We start from the raw sequence: 18,745 nt of genomic DNA, 5'->3' as shown, positions 1-18,745 counted from the left end.
TGTTGGGGAAAGGTTCCGTACGAATGCTCGGCTGGAGCGTAGCGACGATCTTATTGCTCCTTTCGGTGATTACACCGCTTAGTATCATTACATTTTGTTTATTGATGATCCCGGTGATTGTACAGTTCGTTAAGCTGGATACGAAGCGGTTTCTGCTGCATTACGGCGTGAGCCTTGCGATTGTGTATGTGTTGACCTCCTCGGTATTAGGTGGGTGGGCAGGTATTCTTTTGGTATCCATGTCGCTGTTCTTTTTGCCTCCTGTTATTCAAATGGGGAATTTGTATAAAAAGAGGGCACCTGCACGCTCGGTAGTGACCGTAGGTACAGTGACCTTGCTGGCGGAGCTGCTGTTAAGCTTGATCGTCAGTTACATGTTTGGACTTAATTTGATTGATAAAATCAAGCAATTCATGCAGGAGAGCATCAATACGCTGCCGGAGCAGCTTAAAGGTATGATCGCTTTGGATCAAGATATGTTGATTCAATTGATGAGCCAAATGCTGCCGCTCTATATGATTGGCATGTCCTTGGTGCTCGTGGTCATTGCCCATTGGTTGTCCAGAAAACTATTGAACCGTTCTGGCGAGGCTATTCCGGCCTTTAAACCGATGCGGGAGTGGATGCTGCCGCGTTCTTTTGTCTGGTACTATATGATTGCTTTGTTTATGGAGTTTTTCGTCAAGGATACGAACTCCATATTTTTCACCATATTGATTAATTTGCTTCCCTTGCTGACAGCAGCTTTTGCAATTCAAGCTCTGGCGTTTTTGTTTTTCGTGGCTCATACGAATCGCTGGAATCGGACATTGCCCATAGCCGGCATTGTGCTGCTGCTTATTTTTTGGCCAGCTTATTTTATTTTCAGCATGCTCGGGGTTTTTGATGTAGCGTTTCCGATCCGTGAACGTATGACGCGAAAATAATGAAGGATTAGGGGCGAGTGGAATGCCAAAGTTCCTGTTAAAGCGATGGCACGGCTTGCATATCGTATGGATATTTGCTCTTTTGATCGTTTTAACTTTCATTTTGATGATTTACCAATGGGTGATCGGTGTGATCGCCTTGTTTATATGTGCTATATTAGCCTACTACACACTGCAGGCGGAACAGGCGTTTCGCAAAGATTTTAATCATTATGTGACCACACTGTCCCACCGGATTAAAAAGGCGGGCAATGAGGTAGTTCATGAGCTGCCGATAGGGATTCTGCTCTATAACGAAGATAAGATTGTGGAGTGGCACAATCCATTCGTAGCAAAAATGCTCAGCAAAGAAACTTTGATCGGCGAGTCGGTCAACGAATTGTTTCCTTCTTTAAAGACACGCAAGGACAAGGATCTGAGGCTGGAAATAACGGTCGGTAAGTGCATTTACCTTGTGCAGGTCAAGCCGGATGAAAGACTGCTTTATTTCACCGATATTACCGATTACAAGACGTTGTCGGCTCGGTACGAGGAAGAGCGGCTCGCTATTGGGATTGTCATGATGGACAATCTGGATGAAGCAACACAAGGAATGGACGACCAAACGCGCAGCATCATGATGGCGAGGGTCACCGGCGAGATTACGGAATGGGCACAAAAAAATAACGTTCATCTTCGGCGTACCGCGTCAGACCGTTATTTGATATTAATGAATCAAAAAGGATTAAAATCGTTGGAGCAGTCCCGGTTTGAAATATTGGACGAGGTTCGGGATTTAACGATCGAGAACAAACTGCCTTTAACGCTTAGCATAGGGATTGCCTCTGGCATAGATTCGCTAACAGAGCTTGGACAGCTCGCTCAGACGAGCTTGGATATGGCATTGGGACGTGGTGGTGACCAGGTCGCCGTTAAGGTAGGGGAGAGGCTCTCTTTTTACGGTGGGCGTTCCAATGCAATTGAAAAACGTACTCGCGTTAGGGCCAGAGTCATATCTCATGCCCTAAGGGATTTGATTAAGGAATGCGATAAGGTCATCATCATGGGCCATCGCTATCCGGATATGGATGCCATCGGTGCGGCGATAGGGGTACTGAAGGCTGTTCACGTAAGCAATAAGGAAGGCTATATCGTCCTGGAAGGTGTGAATCCTTCGATTCAAAAGCTGATGGATACGATCTATGAGGACGAGAAGCTGAACCGCTGGTTTATTACACCGGAGCAGGCGATGCAGATCACTAATGGACGTACGCTGGCTGTTGTCGTAGACACGCACAAGGCCTCTATGGTAGCGGAGCCGAAGCTGCTGCAGCAGACGCAACGGAAATTCGTTGTCGATCATCACCGCCGCGGTGAGGAGTTCATCCAAGATGCGACGTTGGTGTATATGGAGCCTTATGCATCTTCCACGTGCGAGCTTGTGACGGAGCTGCTTCAGTATTTTAACGACCGTCTGACGATGGGGGTGCTGGAAGCTACCGCACTACTGGCCGGGATTGTCGTTGATACGAAGAGCTTCAGTCTTCGTACGGGAGCCAGGACGTTCGAGGCTGCATCTTTCCTTCGCCGGAATGGAGCGGATTCGTCGTTGATCCAACGGCTGCTGAAAGAGGATTTGGACGCGTTTATTCAGAGGTCGGAGGTCATTAAAAATGCGGTCATCCTGTATGACCACATCGCTCTGGCCGTGACAGAGCCAAATCGCAAATATTCTCAGTTGCTCATTGCTCAAGCAGCTGATACATTGTTAACTATGACGGGTGTAATGGCTTCTTTTGTCATAAGCGAACGTCCGGACGGATTGATCGGCATCAGTGCGAGATCACTTGGACAAATGAACGTTCAGGTTGTCATGGAACGAATGGGCGGCGGAGGTCATTTGACTAACGCAGCGACCCAATTGGAAAGCACCATTGGTGAAGCAAAAGAAAGATTAAAACAAATTTTAAGTGACATAGAAGCAGAGGAGGGGCTTTTCGAATGAAAGTGATATTGCTGAAGGACGTAAAAGGCCAAGGAAAAAAAGGGGAAGTTAAAAACGTATCCGAAGGGTATGCAAATAACTTTTTGTTTCCGCAGCAGCTTGCTGCACCTGCCAACGATTCATCCATGAAAGTATTGGAGACTCAGAAAAAAGCGGAGCAGCGCAAGAAGGATCAGGAGAAGGCCGACGCTGTGGAGTTGGGTAAAAAGCTGGAGTCTCTAACTGTAGAATTGAAAGCAAAATCCGGTAAGGACGGCCGTCTGTTCGGGGCTATTACAAGCAAGCAAGTAGCAGAAGAGATGGAAAAGCAGCACAAAATCAAGCTGGACAAGCGTAAAATCATTATGGATGAGCCGATCCGTACGTTAGGTGTAACCGAGATAGCGGTTAAGCTTCATCCAGAAGTTACTTCCAAGCTGAAGGTTCATGCAGCGGAAGAATAAGTTGTTAAGTCGATTAGTTGAGGCGCTGATCCCTTGTGGTTCGGCGCTTATGAGTTAAGTTTTCCCCAAGGAAATGTTTAGGAGGAGACGAACTTGAACGAAGGTATGTTTATGGATCGAATCCCTCCGCAAAATTTGGAAGCCGAGCAGGCCGTGCTCGGCGCTATTTTGCTTGACAGTGATTCGTTAGTCACTGCGATGGAACGCATCACGAACGATGACTTCTATCGCACCTCGCATCAACGCATCTATGAGGCAATGATCGAGCTGGCGGAGGGGAATGAGCCGATAGACTTGATCACACTCACCGCGCTGCTGCAAAACAAACAGCAGCTCGAGGAGATTGGCGGGATCAAGTACTTGTCGGAGCTTGCGAATGCAGTGCCGACAGCGGCGAACATCGACTACTATGCGCAGATCGTAGAAGAGAAGTCGATGCTGCGGCGGTTGATTCGCGCAGCAACGAATATTGTAACTGAAGGCTATGCTGCCACAGATGATGTAGGCGACTTACTGAGCGATGCAGAGAAGCGGATCCTTGAGATTTCACAGCGCCGCTCGAGTACAGGCTTCATCGCCATACGTGATGTTCTGATGGAAGTGTTTGATAAGGTCGAGTTCCTTTATAACAATAAAGGGGGAACGACCGGTGTCAAATCAGGATTCCAAGATTTGGACAAGATGACGTCCGGCTTTCAACGGTCGGATTTAATTATTGTAGCGGCCCGTCCTTCTGTAGGTAAGACGGCGTTCGCATTGAATATCGCGCAAAACGTAGGTGTGCGCGAGAAGGAGACCGTCGCTATCTTCAGTTTGGAGATGGGTGCCGCCCAGCTCGTTCAGCGTATGATTTGTGCCGAGGCTAATGTGGATGCAGGACGTATGCGGACAGGCTTCCTCGAGTCGGATGACTGGGAGAAGCTGACGATGGCGATCGGCGCTTTGTCTGAGGCCAACATTTATATCGACGATTCCCCGTCGGTTACTGTTGCCGATATTCGCGCTAAATGCCGTAGGCTGAAGCAGGAGAGGGGACTTGGTATGATTCTGATAGACTATCTCCAGCTCATCCACGGTCGCGGTAAAGGTGACAACCGTCAGCAGGAAGTATCAGAGATTTCACGTACGCTTAAGCAAATCGCCCGTGAGCTTGACGTTCCAGTTATCGCTCTGTCCCAGCTTAGCCGTGGCGTAGAGCAGCGTCAGGACAAACGTCCGATGATGTCTGACTTGCGGGAATCCGGTTCGATCGAGCAAGATGCCGATATCGTCGCTTTCTTGTATCGCGACGATTACTACGATAAAGAATCCGAGAAGAAAAATATTATTGAGATTATTATCGCTAAACAGCGGAATGGTCCCGTTGGAACCGTAGAGCTTGCCTTCTTGAAAAACTTCAATAAGTTCGTCGGGCTGGATAGAACCCATCAGGAGTCTGCCAGCTAAAAGCACCATGTTGCACGGGGAACATATGAAACTAGCATATATGAATGATTTCCGAACAATGCTACAAGCCCCTGTAGCATTGTTCGTTTTTTGTTGACTTTGCACTAGCAGACTGATAAAATATTCATGGTGCTTAAGGCCTTTTGGCCAATTATAGGTGAAGGTGAAACTCACCTGATGGGGGTTATGTGCATGTCTACGGTAGTGGTTGTAGGAACCCAATGGGGCGATGAAGGAAAAGGGAAGATTACAGATTTCCTTGCTGAATCTGCTGAAGTGGTAGCACGTTACCAAGGCGGTAACAATGCTGGCCATACGATTTTAATTGACGAAAAGAAATATAAATTGACGATGATTCCATCGGGCATTTTCTACAATGATAAAGTATGCGTTATTGGTAACGGTATGGTTATTAATCCAGGCGCATTGCTCGAAGAAATCGCATATATTCACGAGAACGGCTTTACGACAGACAACCTGAAAATCAGCGATCGTGCACATGTTATTATGCCGTATCATTTGCTGTTGGACGGACTGGAAGAAGAGCGTAAAGGCGATAATAAAATCGGAACGACACGCAAGGGGATCGGCCCTTGCTATATGGATAAAGCGGCAAGAAACGGTATTCGTATTGCCGACCTGATGGATGCGAAGGAATTCGAACGTAAAGTTCGCCATCTGGTTGCTGAGAAGAACGTTCTGATCGAACAAGTATACAATGGCGAAGGCTTGGATGCTGAAGCTATTATCACCGAATACCTTGGCTACGCTGAACGTATTCGTCATTACGTTACGGATACTTCGGTTGTGCTGAATGATCTGATCGACGACGGTAAAAAGGTGCTGTTCGAAGGCGCACAAGGCGTTATGCTGGATATCGACCAAGGAACGTACCCGTATGTTACATCTTCGAACCCTTCTGCTGGCGGCGTATGTATCGGTTCCGGAGTAGGTCCGACGAAAATTAAGCAAATCATCGGTGTTGCCAAATCCTATACCACTCGTGTCGGCGATGGTCCTTTCCCTACAGAGCTGCATAACGAAACAGGGAACTGGATTCGTGAAAAAGGCCACGAGTACGGTACAGTGACAGGCAGACCACGTCGTGTCGGCTGGTTCGACAGCGTTGTTGTACGTCATGCTCGCCGCGTAAGCGGAATTACAGGATTGTCCTTGAACTCATTGGACGTTCTGGCTGGACTGGAAACGGTAAAAATTTGTACCTCTTATAAATTCCGTGGTGAAGTGATCGAGCATTACCCTGCGAGCCTGAATATGCTGGCAGAATGCGAAGCTGTATATGAAGAGCTTCCAGGCTGGAGTGAAGACATTACAGGCGTTCGCAAGCTGGAGGATTTGCCGGCTAATGCTAGACGTTATGTTGAGCGCGTATCCGAGCTGACAGGTATTCCGATTGCTATCTTCTCTGTAGGTCGTAACCGTGAGCAAACGAACCTCGTAAAATCTATCTACTAAGATTAACTATACGAACCTCTGAAGTCTTGTATCTAAGGCTTCAGAGGTTTTTTGTTTTTGAACCGTAAAGTTTCCTTATCCTATGGTTGTTTTTAACTAATGTCGTCAATACTGAATGAGGGAGATGCATAATAGTCTGACGGGAGAAGTGGAATATGAAAGGAATACAATGGTTGCTGAAGCTGGTTTTGAGCGCGCTGATTACGTCTACGGTCTGTATCGCCTCTACCTTTTGGGCTGTGAGCACTTATGCGGATATGTTGTTGGAGCAGTATAATCTAAAGTCGGCTGTAAGCGCGACACCTAATTGGTCTCAGTTCGTAGGCCAAATGAGTAAACAAATGGCGGGTTTATTCGCTCCAAATTCAGTCGCCCCCTCTCAACGTAAAGTGGCTTCTACCGCTACAAAAAGTAATTCTCCGGTTGATGTTCCTGCATCAGGATCTGTTGCCGATGGAGGTTCCACGAGTTCTACTGCCTCTAACGGTTCTGGAACGACGGACGGGAATTCTTCCGATACTTCCTCATCCTCGACAAAAGGAGGCGGCTCGACGACCAAGAAACCGCCTGAGGACGCAATTGCCGTGTTTGGCCAACAGAGCGGTCAAGCCTCAACAGATAAGTCAGGAAGCGGGATACCAGGTGTCGAGGATAATAAGAAGATTGTTGTTTCGAGTGAGGAGTTTACCAAGAAGAAAGAACAGCTGTCCAATGAAGAGAAAAATAAAATTTTCAATATGCTCGTAACCCGTGTGCCTCAGAATGAAATGCAGACCATCTCGTCATTAATGGAAGATGGAATTACAGCTGGAGAATTGAAGCAAATCGAGAGCATACTGCAGAAATATTTGAAGCCTGATGAATACGCGCAGCTGCTTGCTATGATAAAAGTAGATCCATAGATCTGAAATTTGATTGCTAACGTCTATGTTGGATTGTGAGTAAATGAAAATGCCCTGGCACTCCATGTGCCGGGGCTTGTTTATGTTCGTCCATCCTTTTAACGCTGTCCTCCAAAAGAAGCTAAAGTATCCTCCGCCTGCCGATAGCGGGACGATTCGACGACAACTTGCATCACATAGCCGAAGATTTCCTCGTTATTTTCCTGGCTGGATTGGAGAAGTGACAGCATGCTTAATGAATCTGAAGCAGCGTTTTCCCCCGAATGCAGCTGGATATCTATGGCTCCTTGCTCACGCAGTGCCTCCGCCGCTAGATTCATATCCGAGCTATTTTTGAAAAATGCCGTTATGTTTTCCATTGTTTTACTTCACACCCCTGCCACGAAACTGTGGATTTGACTCACAGACCCGTGAATATTGTTGAAAAAAGAAGACGAATTGTGGTAAATTGATAAAAGGAGTCATCTTATATGGTTATTGTGCCTAGTTTTAGGTTTATTTATGTATTTTTCGTAGAAAACGGCTTAAAAGGAGTAGATTATGACAGTTTTCAAGGGAATGAGTTGGATCAAGGAGAAATTGGACAAGTCCAAGCAGAAGCTCTCTTCCATTCAATTGCGCAACTTGACTGCCAAGACGAGAGTCGAGCCAACAACGGAAGATCAAATAGAGCCAGTTGCTCAACAAACGAATAATAATTCTTTTTTACATAAATGGACTTTGGTTAAGACCATCTCTGTATTGGGCGTAGTTACCGCAGTAGTATGGGGTGGCAATACATTTGTACATGCAGGATTGAAAAATGTGTACCACGTTTCTATTGATGGGGAAGACGTCGGAACCGTCGAGAATACGACAGAAGTAGAAGAAGCTAAGCAAGCGAAGACGCAAGAGCTGACGAATAATTCGTTTGTTCGGATGAAGGTCAAGGAGCCTGAGGTCACATTCCAGGTTGAAAGGGTTTTCATGCCGGAGACGAATGATCAAAAGGTATTGGAAAAAGTAGCTGATTCGGTTACAGCCTATCCGGTTGGAACCGAGCTTGTTGTTGATGGAAACCCGATGGGTGTCCTCAAGGATGAACAGACGGCGGACCAGTTGTTGGAGGATATTAAGAGCACAGCGCTAGAGAAGAAGAAAGACTCCGGGAAAGTCAGAGTTCTATCGGCGTCACCAGCAGCACCTGCTGAAGTAGAATTACAAAAGGTAGAGTTCGTACAAAAGGTAGAGTTGAAAGAAATCAAGATTCAACCACAGGATGTCATGAGTCCGGAGGAGCTTAAGAAAAAGCTGGAGACCGGGGACGTGCAGCCGACCAAGTATACAGTTGAAAAGGGCGATTGCGTATCCTGCATAGCTAAGAAGCTCGATATTCCAAAGCAGGTCATCTATCAGAATAACCCTAACATTAGCGATGATATGATTAAAGTAGGCCAACAGCTCGACTTAACCGTATTGCAGCCAAAGCTTGCTGTACGAACAGTGGAGAAATTTGCCGAGTCCCAAGAGATTCAGTATGATACGGAATATCAGACGGACGATAGCATGCGTGCAGGGACTACACAAGTTATTAAACAAGGCCAGAATGGAATGAAACAGGTCATGATCCAGGTTACGAAAGTAAACGGATTGATGACAGATGAAACGGTGCTGAGCGAGCAAGTGACTCAAGAACCGATCAAAGCTGTTGTACGTAAAGGAACGAAGGTCATTAAGGGTGAAGGCTCGGGGAAATTCGCTTGGCCGGTCCTATCTTCCACCATTACGAGTACATTCGGTACCCGGTGGGGCGTGTTCCACAAAGGAGTCGACTTAACGTCTCCTAACAAAAATATTATGGCATCCGATAACGGTAAAGTCATCTTTGCCGGCGTAAAAAGCGGTTACGGCAATTGCATCATCATTGACCATATGAACGGTTATAAGACGCTTTATGGGCATTTGAGTCAGATCTATACAAGTGTCGGCAAAATCGTCGAGAAGGGCGAAAAAATCGGTTATATGGGCAGTACAGGCGATTCCACTGGAGTTCACTTGCATTTTGAAGTTCAGCAAAGTGATTCACCGCAAAATCCTTTGAAATATCTGAGTCGTTAAGCACTCATTCATCGTTTATATAAGAGATACTATTTGCAGAAAAAGAGGCATGGAAAAAGCAGGGAAACCTGCTTGACCATGTCTCTTTTTGCATCAAGGTGTGGTAAGATAGGAATACAGTTATTTGGGTAAAGAAGGTCATTTAGGTTAAGTTTGTTCATAGGCGGTGATCGAAAGAAATGGCGAAAATACTCGTTGTCGATGATGAACAACCGATTGCGGATATATTGAAGTTTAACTTGGAAAAGGAAGGGCATGACGTCATCTGTGCTTACGATGGAGGGACGGCGGTTGAGCTTGCCTTCAAGGAAGAGCCGGATCTGATTCTGCTCGACCTCATGCTTCCGGTGAAAGACGGGATGGATGTATGCCGTGAAGTGCGTGTTCGGCTCAATACACCCATCATTATGCTGACAGCCAAGGATAATGAAATTGATAAAGTGCTTGGGTTAGAGCTTGGGGCTGACGATTATGTGACCAAGCCCTTTGGAACACGCGAGCTGCTGGCTCGTGTGAAAGCGCATTTGCGGCGGCAAACGAAAGCGCAGAATGCCCCACAGGCGGAAGCTGAAGCAAGGCAAGGCTTTCGTATTCAAGGCTTGTTTATCGATACCGATATGTATGTCGTATATAAGGATGAAGCTGCGTTGGATCTGACGCATCGGGAGTTCGAGCTGGTGCAGTACTTGGCTAAAAACAGCGGTAAAGTGATGACCCGGGAGCATTTGTTGCAGGCAGTCTGGGGTTTCGAATATTACGGTGACGTCAGAACGGTCGATGTAACGATTCGCCGGCTTAGGGAAAAAATCGAGGATGATCCGAGCCGTCCTGAATATATACTGACCCGCAGAGGGCTGGGATATATGATGAGAAATCCGAAAAACGGAGGCTTCTGACGCCATGAAAGGAATTCGTTTCTTTCAATCCATTCAAGCGAAGATCATCATTATCTATGTGCTGTTGATCCTTATAGCGATGCAGCTGATCGGGGTTTATTTTGTCAGGACGCTGGAAAGCTATTTTAAAAACGATTTTATTGAATCTCATAATATCCAGGCAGCATTGCTAACTCAGTGGGTGGAGAAGTACTTAAACGAGGAGACCCCGCAAGGAGATACTAAGAAGAATGCCGAGATGAACGATGTGGTGAACAAGCTGTTCGCTAACAGCGGATCGGAGATTCAGGTCATTGACCAGAACGGATTTGTTCTGACCACTTCGATGGTAACGCATCAGGCTATTATAGGACAAAAGAATACGCAGCCCGAGGTCACTCGCGCTCTGCAGGGAATCAAGGACAATCAGCGGATGTTCACCGATTTTGACGGCGCTCGCAAAATGATTATAACGAAGCCCGTCGCTTCGGGAGTTAAAGTCAACGGCGCAGTTTACATCATTGCCTCAATGGAAGAGCTGTATAATACGATCAACCGGATTAATCAATTTCTTATTACGGGTACTATTATTGCTCTTGGTTTGACGGCTGCCTTGGGCATCATGCTCTCCGCTACGATTACCAGCCCAATTAAAGCGATAACCCGGCAGGCTACAGCTGTTGCTGAGGGACGATTTAATGACAAAGTTCCTGTGCTGGGTAAGGACGAGATCGGACAGCTTGGGCAAACGTTCAATTTTATGATGGAGCGGCTTAAGGATGCCTTGTCGTTGAATGAAGAGGAAAAAGAGAAGCTGGCTTCCATCTTGACCAACATGAATGATGGGCTGATTGCAACCGACGATGATGGAAGAGTGATGGTCATCAACCGGAGAGCGAAGCAAATTCTTCAGTTGAATGAAGATACGACGCTGGGACGACCACTTCCGGAGGTACTCGGTATAACTAGAGAAACGATGAGGGAGCATCAAACGGTCGAGGATTCGACGATGATGCTGCAGTTTTTTCATGAAGTTGAAGAGGAGCATTTGTCCGTTAGAGTTAGCTTTACGACGGTTTACAGTAAGGAAAAGGGTTCGGCAAGCACCATTGCGATGCTTCAGGACGTAACGGATCAGGAGAAGCTGGAGGAATCCCGGCGGGAGTTCGTTGCTAACGTCTCACACGAGCTCAGAACCCCGTTGACGACGATAAAGAGCTATCTGGAGGCATTGGAGGACGGAGCGTTAGAAGAGCCCAAGCTGGCAGGCAAATTCGTCAGTGTAACGCGCAATGAAACCGAACGAATGATTCGCCTTGTAACGGACTTATTGCAGCTGTCACGCCTCGATTCGAAGCAGGCTATTATAAGCAGAGAATTGACGGATGTTGAAGAGATGCTGGAAGAAGTGGCAGACCGCTTCTCATTCCAAATGGAGCATCGTGGCATTGAGATAGAAATGGATGTAGAGCCTTCTGTAGATGAAATAATGCTGGATCGGGATCGTATCGATCAAGTGCTCGACAATCTGGTTTCTAATGCGATCAAGTATACGCCGGATGGGGGGCATATCTCGATTCGTGCTCACCGTCCTGAGCCCAATCTGCTGGAAGTTAATGTGCAGGATACGGGCATCGGTATTCCTAAGAAGGACTTGAACCGTATTTTTGAACGGTTTTATAGGGTGGACAAGGCAAGATCGCGCAGTATGGGAGGCACTGGACTAGGTCTATCGATTGCCCGGGAAATAGTAAGGGCACATGGAGGAACGATTTTGCTTGAGTCCGAATTGGGACAAGGAACGAAGGTCACCTTCACGCTTCCTTACACAATGGAGGAGGCTGCGATATGATCGATAAGCTGAAAACATGGCTGCTGGTGCTCCTTGTCGGGCTTAGCTTGGTACAAACGTACTACCTGTCCTATAGCTCTCCGAAGTTTGATCCTCTTGTTCAACAAGACTATGTAAAAACAGACCCAATTGGCACGCAGGCCAAGCTGGAAGACTTATTGTTCGCGGATCAAGTTGTTCTTCATATGGGGAATCAGGTGCATACGGTGCTGTATCCGAATACGGCCGCTTACAATCAAGTGCTGGATAGTGTGAAGCAGAGGACACTTTCGGGATTTCGCAAAACAACGGTCTCCGCCTTAAACATGAATCTGGATGAGGTTCGGGGTAAACAGCAGGGGATTGAGCTGTTTTTCCGCGATGGAGTGCCGATTAATATTTTACAACGCATTATGCAGCTGAAAGGCGATTTGCCTACGGATAACGATATTATTACGCGGATTTGGATTATCGCCAGAGAAGCGAAGGACGAGGTTCGTACAATATTGTTCACGGATACGGCCAGCACGGTGTATGAGGTGCAGAAGGCGGATATTTCCGCTAAAGATATTGAACGCTTGATGGCAGTGGAAGGCACGGTTCCGTATAAAGTCGACAGTGATTTTTATTTGCCGACCAAGCCGATCACATTCCCCAGCTACAAACTTACCTACACTCAATTTACAGGCGATCAGCTGAAGCGGACGTTCTTCGTGGACCCAGCTATAACAAGGAACTTGTCGGAATGGGACGGTACGGAGATTTATACCGATGCGAAGCGGGGATTGCAGTTGAAAAACGACCAGCATTGGCTTATTTACTCTGACCCGGTCGCACCGGCTGACAGTAAGATCGATGTGCAGGAGAATTTAATTTCGGCGGTGCAGTTCGTCAATCAGCACGGAGGCTGGAATGGCCAGTTTGGGGTGCAAAAGGTGCCGCAGCGGTTACTTCCTGTGAACCAGGCTTTCATTTTCAGGCAGTATTACGGATCACTCCCGATTATAAATCAACACAGTGAAAATATTGGATTTATAAAGATGGTGCTGCAAAAGGGCATCGTTTCAAGCTATGAGCGATCAACGATTATTCCGGACTCTCAAGGGGTTATGAGCAAAGAAGTATCGCTAAGCTATGGCGAAGTGCTCGATGCCAAGCTGAACCAATATCCGAAGAAAAATGCGGTGATCTCCATATTTCCGGGATATCGCCCGATCGTAGGGGAACAAAAGATGGAATTAGTGCCTGCATGGACGGTGGAGCTAAGAGACGGCACGTATGAGTTTTTGGAATAAGAATGAAGGAGGGAACCCATGGACTGGAGTCGAGCTAAAACTATATTGATCCTTTCGTTTTTTTTACTGAATTTGGTGCTCGGCTACCAGCTGTGGACGACCCGTTCGGACCTTCTGGAGTTCGATCCCTCTACAGCAAGCTCAACAGAAGAGATTCAGCGGCTAATGAAGAGCAAGAATATTCAGATTAATGCAGAAATGCCTAAGGAAGTACCGCGTATGAAGGAGATTGTCGTTCAATTCGATGAGAAGCTGACGATGGACAAACCGGTTCCGCTGGAGATGCCGTTTAAATACAGTCCTCTGCTAAGCAAAGGGACATCTAAGGATGCCGCTGCGCGGGCTGCTATTCCGAATATGGATAAATATTTATATGACCCGGTTCTAAGTGCTAATGGAACCTATGTATTTCATGAGCTGTACGGAGCGTACCCGATGTTCGAAGTAAGGCTTGAGCTTACGGAACAAAACGGGATGATCGTAGCCTATCGTCAAGAATACGCGGACGTTAAGCAGGAGGGGGATCAGAAGGAACAGAAGGTCATTTCCCCTTACACGGTGCTTGGCAGTCTGATTGAAAATTATTTCCCGAGCGGAACGGTCGTCAGCAGCATCAAGCTGGGGTACCATGGGCAGACGTTTAATTCCCAAACCATGTTTTTGGTGCCTTACTGGCGGGTTGTCGGCAATGGGGAAATCTATTATGTTCATGCTTTGAACGGGGCGGTTGATCCGCCGCAAAAAAACAAAAAGTAGCTTTTGCAGGTTGTAGGATGGGAGTTTAGAGTTATGGGGATGCGCTTTACAGTATTGTCCAGCGGTTCTACAGGGAATGCGCTGGTGGTTGCGACAGATGAGGGTAAAGTATTAATCGATGCAGGGCTCAGCGCCAAGAAGATCGATCAGCTGCTGAAGGAGAAAGACATGGCTGCCTCAGAGCTGGATGCGATTCTGGTGACGCATGAGCATGCGGACCATATTAAAGGCTTAGGCGCTGTAGCGCGAAAATACGATTTGCCAGTATACGCGAATGAGAAGACTTGGGAAGAGCTGAATAAGCATATCGGTGAGATTGCTGATGACAAGCGATGTGTGATGGAAACTGGAGAGGTGCGCAATTTTGGCTCCCTGCAGGTGGAATCGTACGGCATCTCTCATGACGCAGCGGAACCGGTGGGGTACTGCTTCTATCATGAGGATCAAAAGCTGAGCTTGGCTACCGATTTAGGATATATGAGCTCCAAGGTGAAAGAGAAAATTCAAGACAGCGACGCGCTGATATTGGAGTCCAATCATGATATCGAGATGCTGCGGATGGGGAAATATCCATGGAATATTAAGCGGCGTATCCTAAGTGACTTGGGGCATTTATCCAATGAAGCTGCTGGGATCGGTCTTGTCGATATCATGACTTCCAGAACAAAAAGAGTCTATCTGGCTCACTTGAGTCGGGATCATAACATGATGGATTTGGCCAGGCTGACGGTGAATAGTGTAGTAGAAGAGCGACTCGCTGCTGACGACCACCGCGCCCGGCTGATGGATACATATTATGACCGCGCTACGGAGTGGGATCGCTTGGATGAGGAGTAAGCTCCGGTTCGGGAGTAAAAGCTGCGTCTAATTGTTTGGACATCGATGCAATGTCCTGAGCGGTGATAATTCCTTTTTCTACGAGTACTTCGATCAAGGCGCTGACTAGCAGTGCGTTCTGGTAATGGGCGTTCTTCAAGTCGGCTACCTTGGCAATCAAATCTACTTGTTCTAAATGGTTGGAAATACGATTCATAGGGTTCGGCATCCTTTCCGGAAAACGAGTTTTGGGCGCTCCCCTTGAAGCAACAGAGTTTACGGCCGGGTGTGCTTCTGTAGGATTGCTACCGGGTTCATACTCTTATTCTAGTCTTACGATGGGTAAAACATTCCTATTATTTCGTAAAAGTTTGAAAGATTACTAGAATGGCGGCTCTGCATTGAGGCAGAGAAGGGAGCGGGTTGCGATGAGTCTGTTCGATGATGATTTTTATTCCACTAAGGTTTCGCGATGGAATGGGTGGACGCCACCAGGCAAGCAAGGCGGAAACCGGTCAAAAGTGCTTAACGCCCCTTGGCTGCTGCCTGCGCTTGGTGGAGCGGCTGTGATGCTGGCGCTGGTACTCCTATTCGGAACAGGGGGCAAGACCACGGATCAGGCTTTTCCGGCTGTTGCTTCTACAGATGCTGGTAAGTCGAGCAGCTCGGCGGGTGCACTAGATGAGCAGCAGCTCGCAAGCGATTCCGTTGTTCGTGCGGCAGCTAAAGTGAGTCCTACCGTCATTAGCGTCGTTGCATCCAACAAGGAAAGCGACAAAAGTGTTATGTCGGGAGCTGTAGGACTCGGTTCCGGCATCCTCTTTCAAAAGGCGGGAGATAAGGTCCGTATCGTGACGAACAATCACGTAGTGGAGGGCTTCAATCAGTTAGAGGTAGTGACATCGACCGGGGAACGGAAGACGGCTACTCTTCTAGGTCGAGATCAAATGACCGACTTGGCGGTGCTGGAGATGGACGGAAGCGGGATTAAGCAGGTAGCTGAATTCGGGGATTCTGATGCATTGAAAGCTGGAGAAACGGCGATTGCGGTAGGCAACCCTTTAGGTCTGGGCTTTGCTCCAAGTGTAACTAGAGGGATTATTAGCTGGCCTAAACGCACGATACCGGTTTCCCTAGGCCAACAAGGAGAGTATGATTGGGAGATGGATGTTATCCAGACAGATGCGGCCATTAATCAGGGAAACAGCGGCGGAGCCTTGGTGAATTTGGAAGGTAAGGTCGTTGGAATCAATACATTGAAGGTAGCGGACATGGGAGTCGAAGGGCTTGGCTTCGCTATTCCTATCAATTCAGTCAAACCGGTTCTGGATACGTTGATTAAAGATCATAAGATTAAAAGGCCCTATATCGGTGTTGTGACGCAAAATTTGCAATCTTTTAAAGGGACCGAAGTATTAAAGCTGCCTGCGAATGTGAAAACTGGTATTATCATTATTGATGCGACCGGACCAGCGAAGGATGCCGGCTTGAAAACCAATGATGTTATCGTCGAGCTGGACGGTAAGCCGGTAGACAGTACGCTTGCGCTGCGCAAGTACATTTACAGCCAGAAAAAGATCGGTGATAAAATCAGCATTACCTATTACCGTGCCGGTAAAAAAGCAACGGCTACGGTCACGATGGCTGAGCTGACTGACCGGTAACAGAGGAAGTACACAGAGAAGAATGGGGTCTTATTATGTATGTAGTGTGTAAAGAACATTTGGAATTAGCTATTGATCAATTTGTCGATGAATACGAGGATGCTCCAGATATTGTCGACCTGGATGAAACACGCTTTCCGGCTTGGGAGCCTCCGGCGCATTGTGAGCGCTGCATGGAGCGTGCAAGGTTCTTGGTCGTATAGCGGTGGCAGGATAAGCAAGTATGTTGGAGGAGGTCCTACGTTCGGATGAAGACGGGGCCTTCTTTTTATTTTGCTGGCGATAATTGCGATTTAAAGAAACTGATAACAAAAGAGAGAAAAGGATGTTGTGGGTTATGCAAATACAGATTGTCGCAGTAGGTAAGCTGAAAGAATCGTATCTGGTGCAGGGCATTGCAGAGTATGTCAAGCGCCTTGGGCCGTATGCCAAGGTGCAGATCAGCGAGGTACCTGATGAGAAGGCACCGGAGAACATGAGCGCCGCGGAGGAGGCGCTCGTACGTCAACGCGAGGGCGAACGCATCCTCGCGCAGATCAAGAGCGACGCCTACGTCGTGGCGCTCGCTCTTGACGGCAAGCCGCTATCGAGCGATGAGCTCGCGCGGCATGTGGAGGGCCTGGCCACGTATGGGCGCAGCCACGTGGCCTTCGTCATTGGGGGCTCGCTAGGGCTAGCCCCCGCGGTGCTGGCACGCGCCGAACTGAAGCTGTCGTTCGGGCGCATGACCCTGCCGCACCAGCTGATGCGGCTGGTGCTGGTGGAGCAGATTTATAGGGCGTTTAAGATTATGCGGGGGGAACCGTATCATAAGTGACACAAATTTTAATACGGGGAAACAACGGGGTTTATCATATCCCAGACGTGAACGTTTATATTGAATTATTTTTGGTATAATATTTGGTAGACAAGAAGATAATGAAATTTCTATTTTTGGGAAATAGTTGAGAGGAAACGGGGAATGAAAATGTCGTATATCGTTGATTTTAAAAATGTGTCTACGGTTGGTTTAGAGTCTTCACCTGTAGTAGAAGCGCTTGCTGGTTTACGTGCTAATGAAGCCCGTTACTTTATGACCAAATACAAGCATGAATTTACGGTTGTACCAGCTAGCGATAGTCAGGAGAGCCTTGATTATGTAAACCGAATTTTGAAAGAAGAACGAAATATTGCGTTTGCGGCCAAACCTTTAGAAACATCGCGTTTTCAAGTGGAAAATATAAAATTTACCTACGTCTTTTATGAGGACGGGCTTGCGGTGAATGTCATGTATACGGTTGATGACCCTAAGAAGCGGGCCGTTGGTTTTAAGCTTTCTGAGGGGATGGACGTACCAAAGGAGCTAGAAGAGAAGTTTAAGTTTGCTAGGCAGAAATCTAAACTAGCCGGAACCATTCGGGGTTCGTATTTTGTAATTAAAGGACAATATTAAAGCAAGCAAAGGTGCAAATGGAGGAATCTAGCCATTGTGGTCTGTCAGAAGGCTTGGAAAGGCGCATTGCAGGGCATGGGCTTGGAATAGGCCACGCTCGGCGGGCAAGTTGGCGCAATCGGGCTTTTTGCGGCAGGATATAAAGATGCTGCGAATAGATTTTTTAAGGCAGATGGGAGAGGTAATAATGGGAAATACGGATAAGTTTGAAATGATAGCAAATATATATGACACTTCTGAAAGAATTCATATTGCAAAGGTATCATCAGATGCCATCCGTGAATATTTAGTTGACGCTAAAAGTAAGAATGCTATTGATTTTGGGTGTGGAACGGGTCTAGTCGGAATGAACTTGTTAAACGAGTTTAATTCTATGCTTTTTCTGGATACATCACAAAATATGATTAATCAAATAAAGCAAAAAATCTCTGAATTTAATATTCAGAATGTAGATACATTATGCTTTGATTTTGAAAAGGAAGGTCTACAGGATTTACATGCTGACTATATTTTTATGGCTCAGGTCCTCCTCCATATTAATGATGTTGAATTGGTATTATCAAGATTATTCGATGTTCTAAATGAAGGAGGACATTTACTAATCGTAGATTTTAATGAAAATGAAAACATAGTTTCAGATATCGTTCATAACGGATTTAATCAAGAAAAGCTAACTGACATTATGACTAAAATAGGGTACAGGGATATTCAATCCAAAATTTTTTATAATGGAAGTAAAATATTCATGGGGCAAGATGCATCTATGTTTATTCTTGATTCTCAAAAATAAGCTTTTTATGCA

19 protein-coding genes are annotated in these 18,745 nt (G+C 46.8%); 17 read left to right on the top strand and 2 right to left on the bottom strand.

Annotated elements, in window-relative coordinates:
- The first annotated feature begins 2 nt into the window (after positions 1–2).
- From QMA13_RS36105 to QMA13_RS36080, 6 genes are all read left to right on the top strand, one after another.
- A complete protein-coding gene (locus tag QMA13_RS36105; protein WP_282938656.1) occupies positions 3–926 on the top strand; it encodes a DUF2232 domain-containing protein in 924 nt (307 codons plus the stop codon).
- Between the two features lie 22 nt (positions 927–948).
- Positions 949–2,910, top strand: coding sequence for a DHH family phosphoesterase (locus QMA13_RS36100; RefSeq protein WP_282938655.1), 1,962 nt, complete (start codon positions 949–951; stop codon positions 2,908–2,910).
- Positions 2,907–3,353: a 50S ribosomal protein L9 gene (gene rplI, locus QMA13_RS36095; protein WP_282938654.1), complete on the top strand. Its 447-nt coding sequence runs from the start codon at positions 2,907–2,909 to the stop codon at positions 3,351–3,353. Before QMA13_RS36100 ends, rplI begins: the two co-directional genes overlap by 4 nt.
- Before the next feature lie 105 nt (positions 3,354–3,458).
- Positions 3,459–4,799, top strand: a complete 1,341-nt coding sequence (dnaB, locus tag QMA13_RS36090; protein WP_481858270.1) for a replicative DNA helicase — start codon at positions 3,459–3,461, stop codon at positions 4,797–4,799.
- 192 nt (positions 4,800–4,991) lie between these two features.
- Complete coding sequence (locus tag QMA13_RS36085) at positions 4,992–6,275, top strand: adenylosuccinate synthase (RefSeq protein WP_282938650.1); 1,284 nt, start codon at positions 4,992–4,994, stop codon at positions 6,273–6,275.
- A gap of 155 nt (positions 6,276–6,430) precedes the next feature.
- Positions 6,431–7,177, top strand: a complete 747-nt coding sequence (locus tag QMA13_RS36080) for a hypothetical protein (RefSeq protein ID WP_282938648.1) — start codon at positions 6,431–6,433, stop codon at positions 7,175–7,177.
- Between the two features lie 98 nt (positions 7,178–7,275).
- On the opposite strand, the gene QMA13_RS36075 is transcribed toward QMA13_RS36080, so the two are convergent.
- Positions 7,276–7,536 carry a hypothetical protein gene (locus QMA13_RS36075; protein ID WP_282938646.1) on the bottom strand — a complete coding sequence of 87 codons (261 nt, stop codon included), beginning with the start codon at positions 7,534–7,536 and terminating at the stop codon, positions 7,276–7,278.
- Between the two features lie 181 nt (positions 7,537–7,717).
- Between QMA13_RS36075 and QMA13_RS36070 the strand changes: the two genes are divergently transcribed.
- The 6 genes from QMA13_RS36070 to QMA13_RS36045 all read left to right on the top strand — a co-directional run bounded on the left by QMA13_RS36070 (position 7,718) and on the right by QMA13_RS36045 (position 14,868).
- Positions 7,718–9,274, top strand: coding sequence for a peptidoglycan DD-metalloendopeptidase family protein (locus QMA13_RS36070; protein WP_282938644.1), 1,557 nt, complete (start codon positions 7,718–7,720; stop codon positions 9,272–9,274).
- A 179-nt stretch (positions 9,275–9,453) separates the two neighbouring features.
- Positions 9,454–10,170 carry a response regulator YycF gene (gene yycF / locus QMA13_RS36065; RefSeq protein ID WP_282938642.1) on the top strand — a complete coding sequence of 239 codons (717 nt, stop codon included), beginning with the start codon at positions 9,454–9,456 and terminating at the stop codon, positions 10,168–10,170.
- Between the two features lie 4 nt (positions 10,171–10,174).
- Complete coding sequence (walK, locus tag QMA13_RS36060; protein WP_282938640.1) at positions 10,175–12,001, top strand: cell wall metabolism sensor histidine kinase WalK; 1,827 nt, start codon at positions 10,175–10,177, stop codon at positions 11,999–12,001.
- Positions 11,998–13,275: a YycH family regulatory protein gene (locus tag QMA13_RS36055; RefSeq protein ID WP_282938638.1), complete on the top strand. Its 1,278-nt coding sequence runs from the start codon at positions 11,998–12,000 to the stop codon at positions 13,273–13,275. Before walK ends, QMA13_RS36055 begins: the two co-directional genes overlap by 4 nt.
- Before the next feature lie 18 nt (positions 13,276–13,293).
- Complete coding sequence (gene yycI / locus QMA13_RS36050) at positions 13,294–14,031, top strand: two-component system regulatory protein YycI (protein ID WP_282938636.1); 738 nt, start codon at positions 13,294–13,296, stop codon at positions 14,029–14,031.
- 33 nt (positions 14,032–14,064) lie between these two features.
- Positions 14,065–14,868: an MBL fold metallo-hydrolase gene (locus QMA13_RS36045; RefSeq protein WP_282938634.1), complete on the top strand. Its 804-nt coding sequence runs from the start codon at positions 14,065–14,067 to the stop codon at positions 14,866–14,868.
- Here the strand turns inward: QMA13_RS36045 and QMA13_RS36040 are convergent.
- The gene (locus tag QMA13_RS36040) at positions 14,837–15,064 is read right to left on the bottom strand and encodes a hypothetical protein (RefSeq protein ID WP_282938633.1); all 228 of its coding nucleotides are present in this window, start codon (positions 15,062–15,064) and stop codon (positions 14,837–14,839) included. The genes QMA13_RS36045 and QMA13_RS36040 overlap by 32 nt on opposite strands.
- A 211-nt stretch (positions 15,065–15,275) precedes the next feature.
- Here QMA13_RS36040 and QMA13_RS36035 point away from each other — a divergent pair, with 211 nt between their 5' ends.
- From QMA13_RS36035 to QMA13_RS36015, 5 genes are all read left to right on the top strand, one after another.
- Positions 15,276–16,511: a S1C family serine protease gene (locus QMA13_RS36035; RefSeq protein ID WP_282938631.1), complete on the top strand. Its 1,236-nt coding sequence runs from the start codon at positions 15,276–15,278 to the stop codon at positions 16,509–16,511.
- A gap of 35 nt (positions 16,512–16,546) precedes the next feature.
- Complete coding sequence (locus QMA13_RS36030; RefSeq protein ID WP_282938629.1) at positions 16,547–16,714, top strand: CxxH/CxxC protein; 168 nt, start codon at positions 16,547–16,549, stop codon at positions 16,712–16,714.
- A gap of 134 nt (positions 16,715–16,848) precedes the next feature.
- Positions 16,849–17,328, top strand: a complete 480-nt coding sequence (gene rlmH, locus QMA13_RS36025) for a 23S rRNA (pseudouridine(1915)-N(3))-methyltransferase RlmH (protein WP_028550624.1) — start codon at positions 16,849–16,851, stop codon at positions 17,326–17,328.
- A 150-nt stretch (positions 17,329–17,478) separates the two neighbouring features.
- Positions 17,479–17,943, top strand: a complete 465-nt coding sequence (locus QMA13_RS36020; RefSeq protein ID WP_282943703.1) for a phage tail protein — start codon at positions 17,479–17,481, stop codon at positions 17,941–17,943.
- 187 nt (positions 17,944–18,130) lie between these two features.
- Positions 18,131–18,733, top strand: a complete 603-nt coding sequence (locus QMA13_RS36015; protein ID WP_282938626.1) for a class I SAM-dependent methyltransferase — start codon at positions 18,131–18,133, stop codon at positions 18,731–18,733.
- The last annotated feature ends 12 nt before the right edge of the window (positions 18,734–18,745 follow it).

Source organism: Paenibacillus sp. RC67 (assembly GCF_030020805.1).
In the GTDB taxonomy this organism is placed as follows: Bacteria; Bacillota; Bacilli; order Paenibacillales; family NBRC-103111; genus Paenibacillus_S.
The sequence above is the reverse complement of the archived record's forward strand: the minus strand, read 5'-3'. Positions and strand labels throughout refer to the sequence as shown.

Coding starts and splice junctions, on each gene's coding strand:
- QMA13_RS36080 (WP_282938648.1), top strand. CDS start 6,431: ATGAAAGGAATACAATGGTTGCTGAAGCTGGTTTTGAGCGCGCTGATT.
- QMA13_RS36075 (WP_282938646.1), bottom strand. CDS start 7,536: ATGGAAAACATAACGGCATTTTTCAAAAATAGCTCGGATATGAATCTA.
- rlmH (WP_028550624.1), top strand. CDS start 16,849: ATGCAAATACAGATTGTCGCAGTAGGTAAGCTGAAAGAATCGTATCTG.
- rplI (WP_282938654.1), top strand. CDS start 2,907: ATGAAAGTGATATTGCTGAAGGACGTAAAAGGCCAAGGAAAAAAAGGG.
- QMA13_RS36100 (WP_282938655.1), top strand. CDS start 949: ATGCCAAAGTTCCTGTTAAAGCGATGGCACGGCTTGCATATCGTATGG.
- QMA13_RS36045 (WP_282938634.1), top strand. CDS start 14,065: ATGGGGATGCGCTTTACAGTATTGTCCAGCGGTTCTACAGGGAATGCG.
- yycF (WP_282938642.1), top strand. CDS start 9,454: ATGGCGAAAATACTCGTTGTCGATGATGAACAACCGATTGCGGATATA.
- QMA13_RS36070 (WP_282938644.1), top strand. CDS start 7,718: ATGACAGTTTTCAAGGGAATGAGTTGGATCAAGGAGAAATTGGACAAG.
- QMA13_RS36035 (WP_282938631.1), top strand. CDS start 15,276: ATGAGTCTGTTCGATGATGATTTTTATTCCACTAAGGTTTCGCGATGG.
- QMA13_RS36030 (WP_282938629.1), top strand. CDS start 16,547: ATGTATGTAGTGTGTAAAGAACATTTGGAATTAGCTATTGATCAATTT.
- walK (WP_282938640.1), top strand. CDS start 10,175: ATGAAAGGAATTCGTTTCTTTCAATCCATTCAAGCGAAGATCATCATT.
- QMA13_RS36040 (WP_282938633.1), bottom strand. CDS start 15,064: ATGAATCGTATTTCCAACCATTTAGAACAAGTAGATTTGATTGCCAAG.
- QMA13_RS36020 (WP_282943703.1), top strand. CDS start 17,479: ATGTCGTATATCGTTGATTTTAAAAATGTGTCTACGGTTGGTTTAGAG.
- dnaB (WP_481858270.1), top strand. CDS start 3,459: ATGTTTATGGATCGAATCCCTCCGCAAAATTTGGAAGCCGAGCAGGCC.
- QMA13_RS36085 (WP_282938650.1), top strand. CDS start 4,992: ATGTCTACGGTAGTGGTTGTAGGAACCCAATGGGGCGATGAAGGAAAA.
- yycI (WP_282938636.1), top strand. CDS start 13,294: ATGGACTGGAGTCGAGCTAAAACTATATTGATCCTTTCGTTTTTTTTA.
- QMA13_RS36015 (WP_282938626.1), top strand. CDS start 18,131: ATGGGAAATACGGATAAGTTTGAAATGATAGCAAATATATATGACACT.
- QMA13_RS36055 (WP_282938638.1), top strand. CDS start 11,998: ATGATCGATAAGCTGAAAACATGGCTGCTGGTGCTCCTTGTCGGGCTT.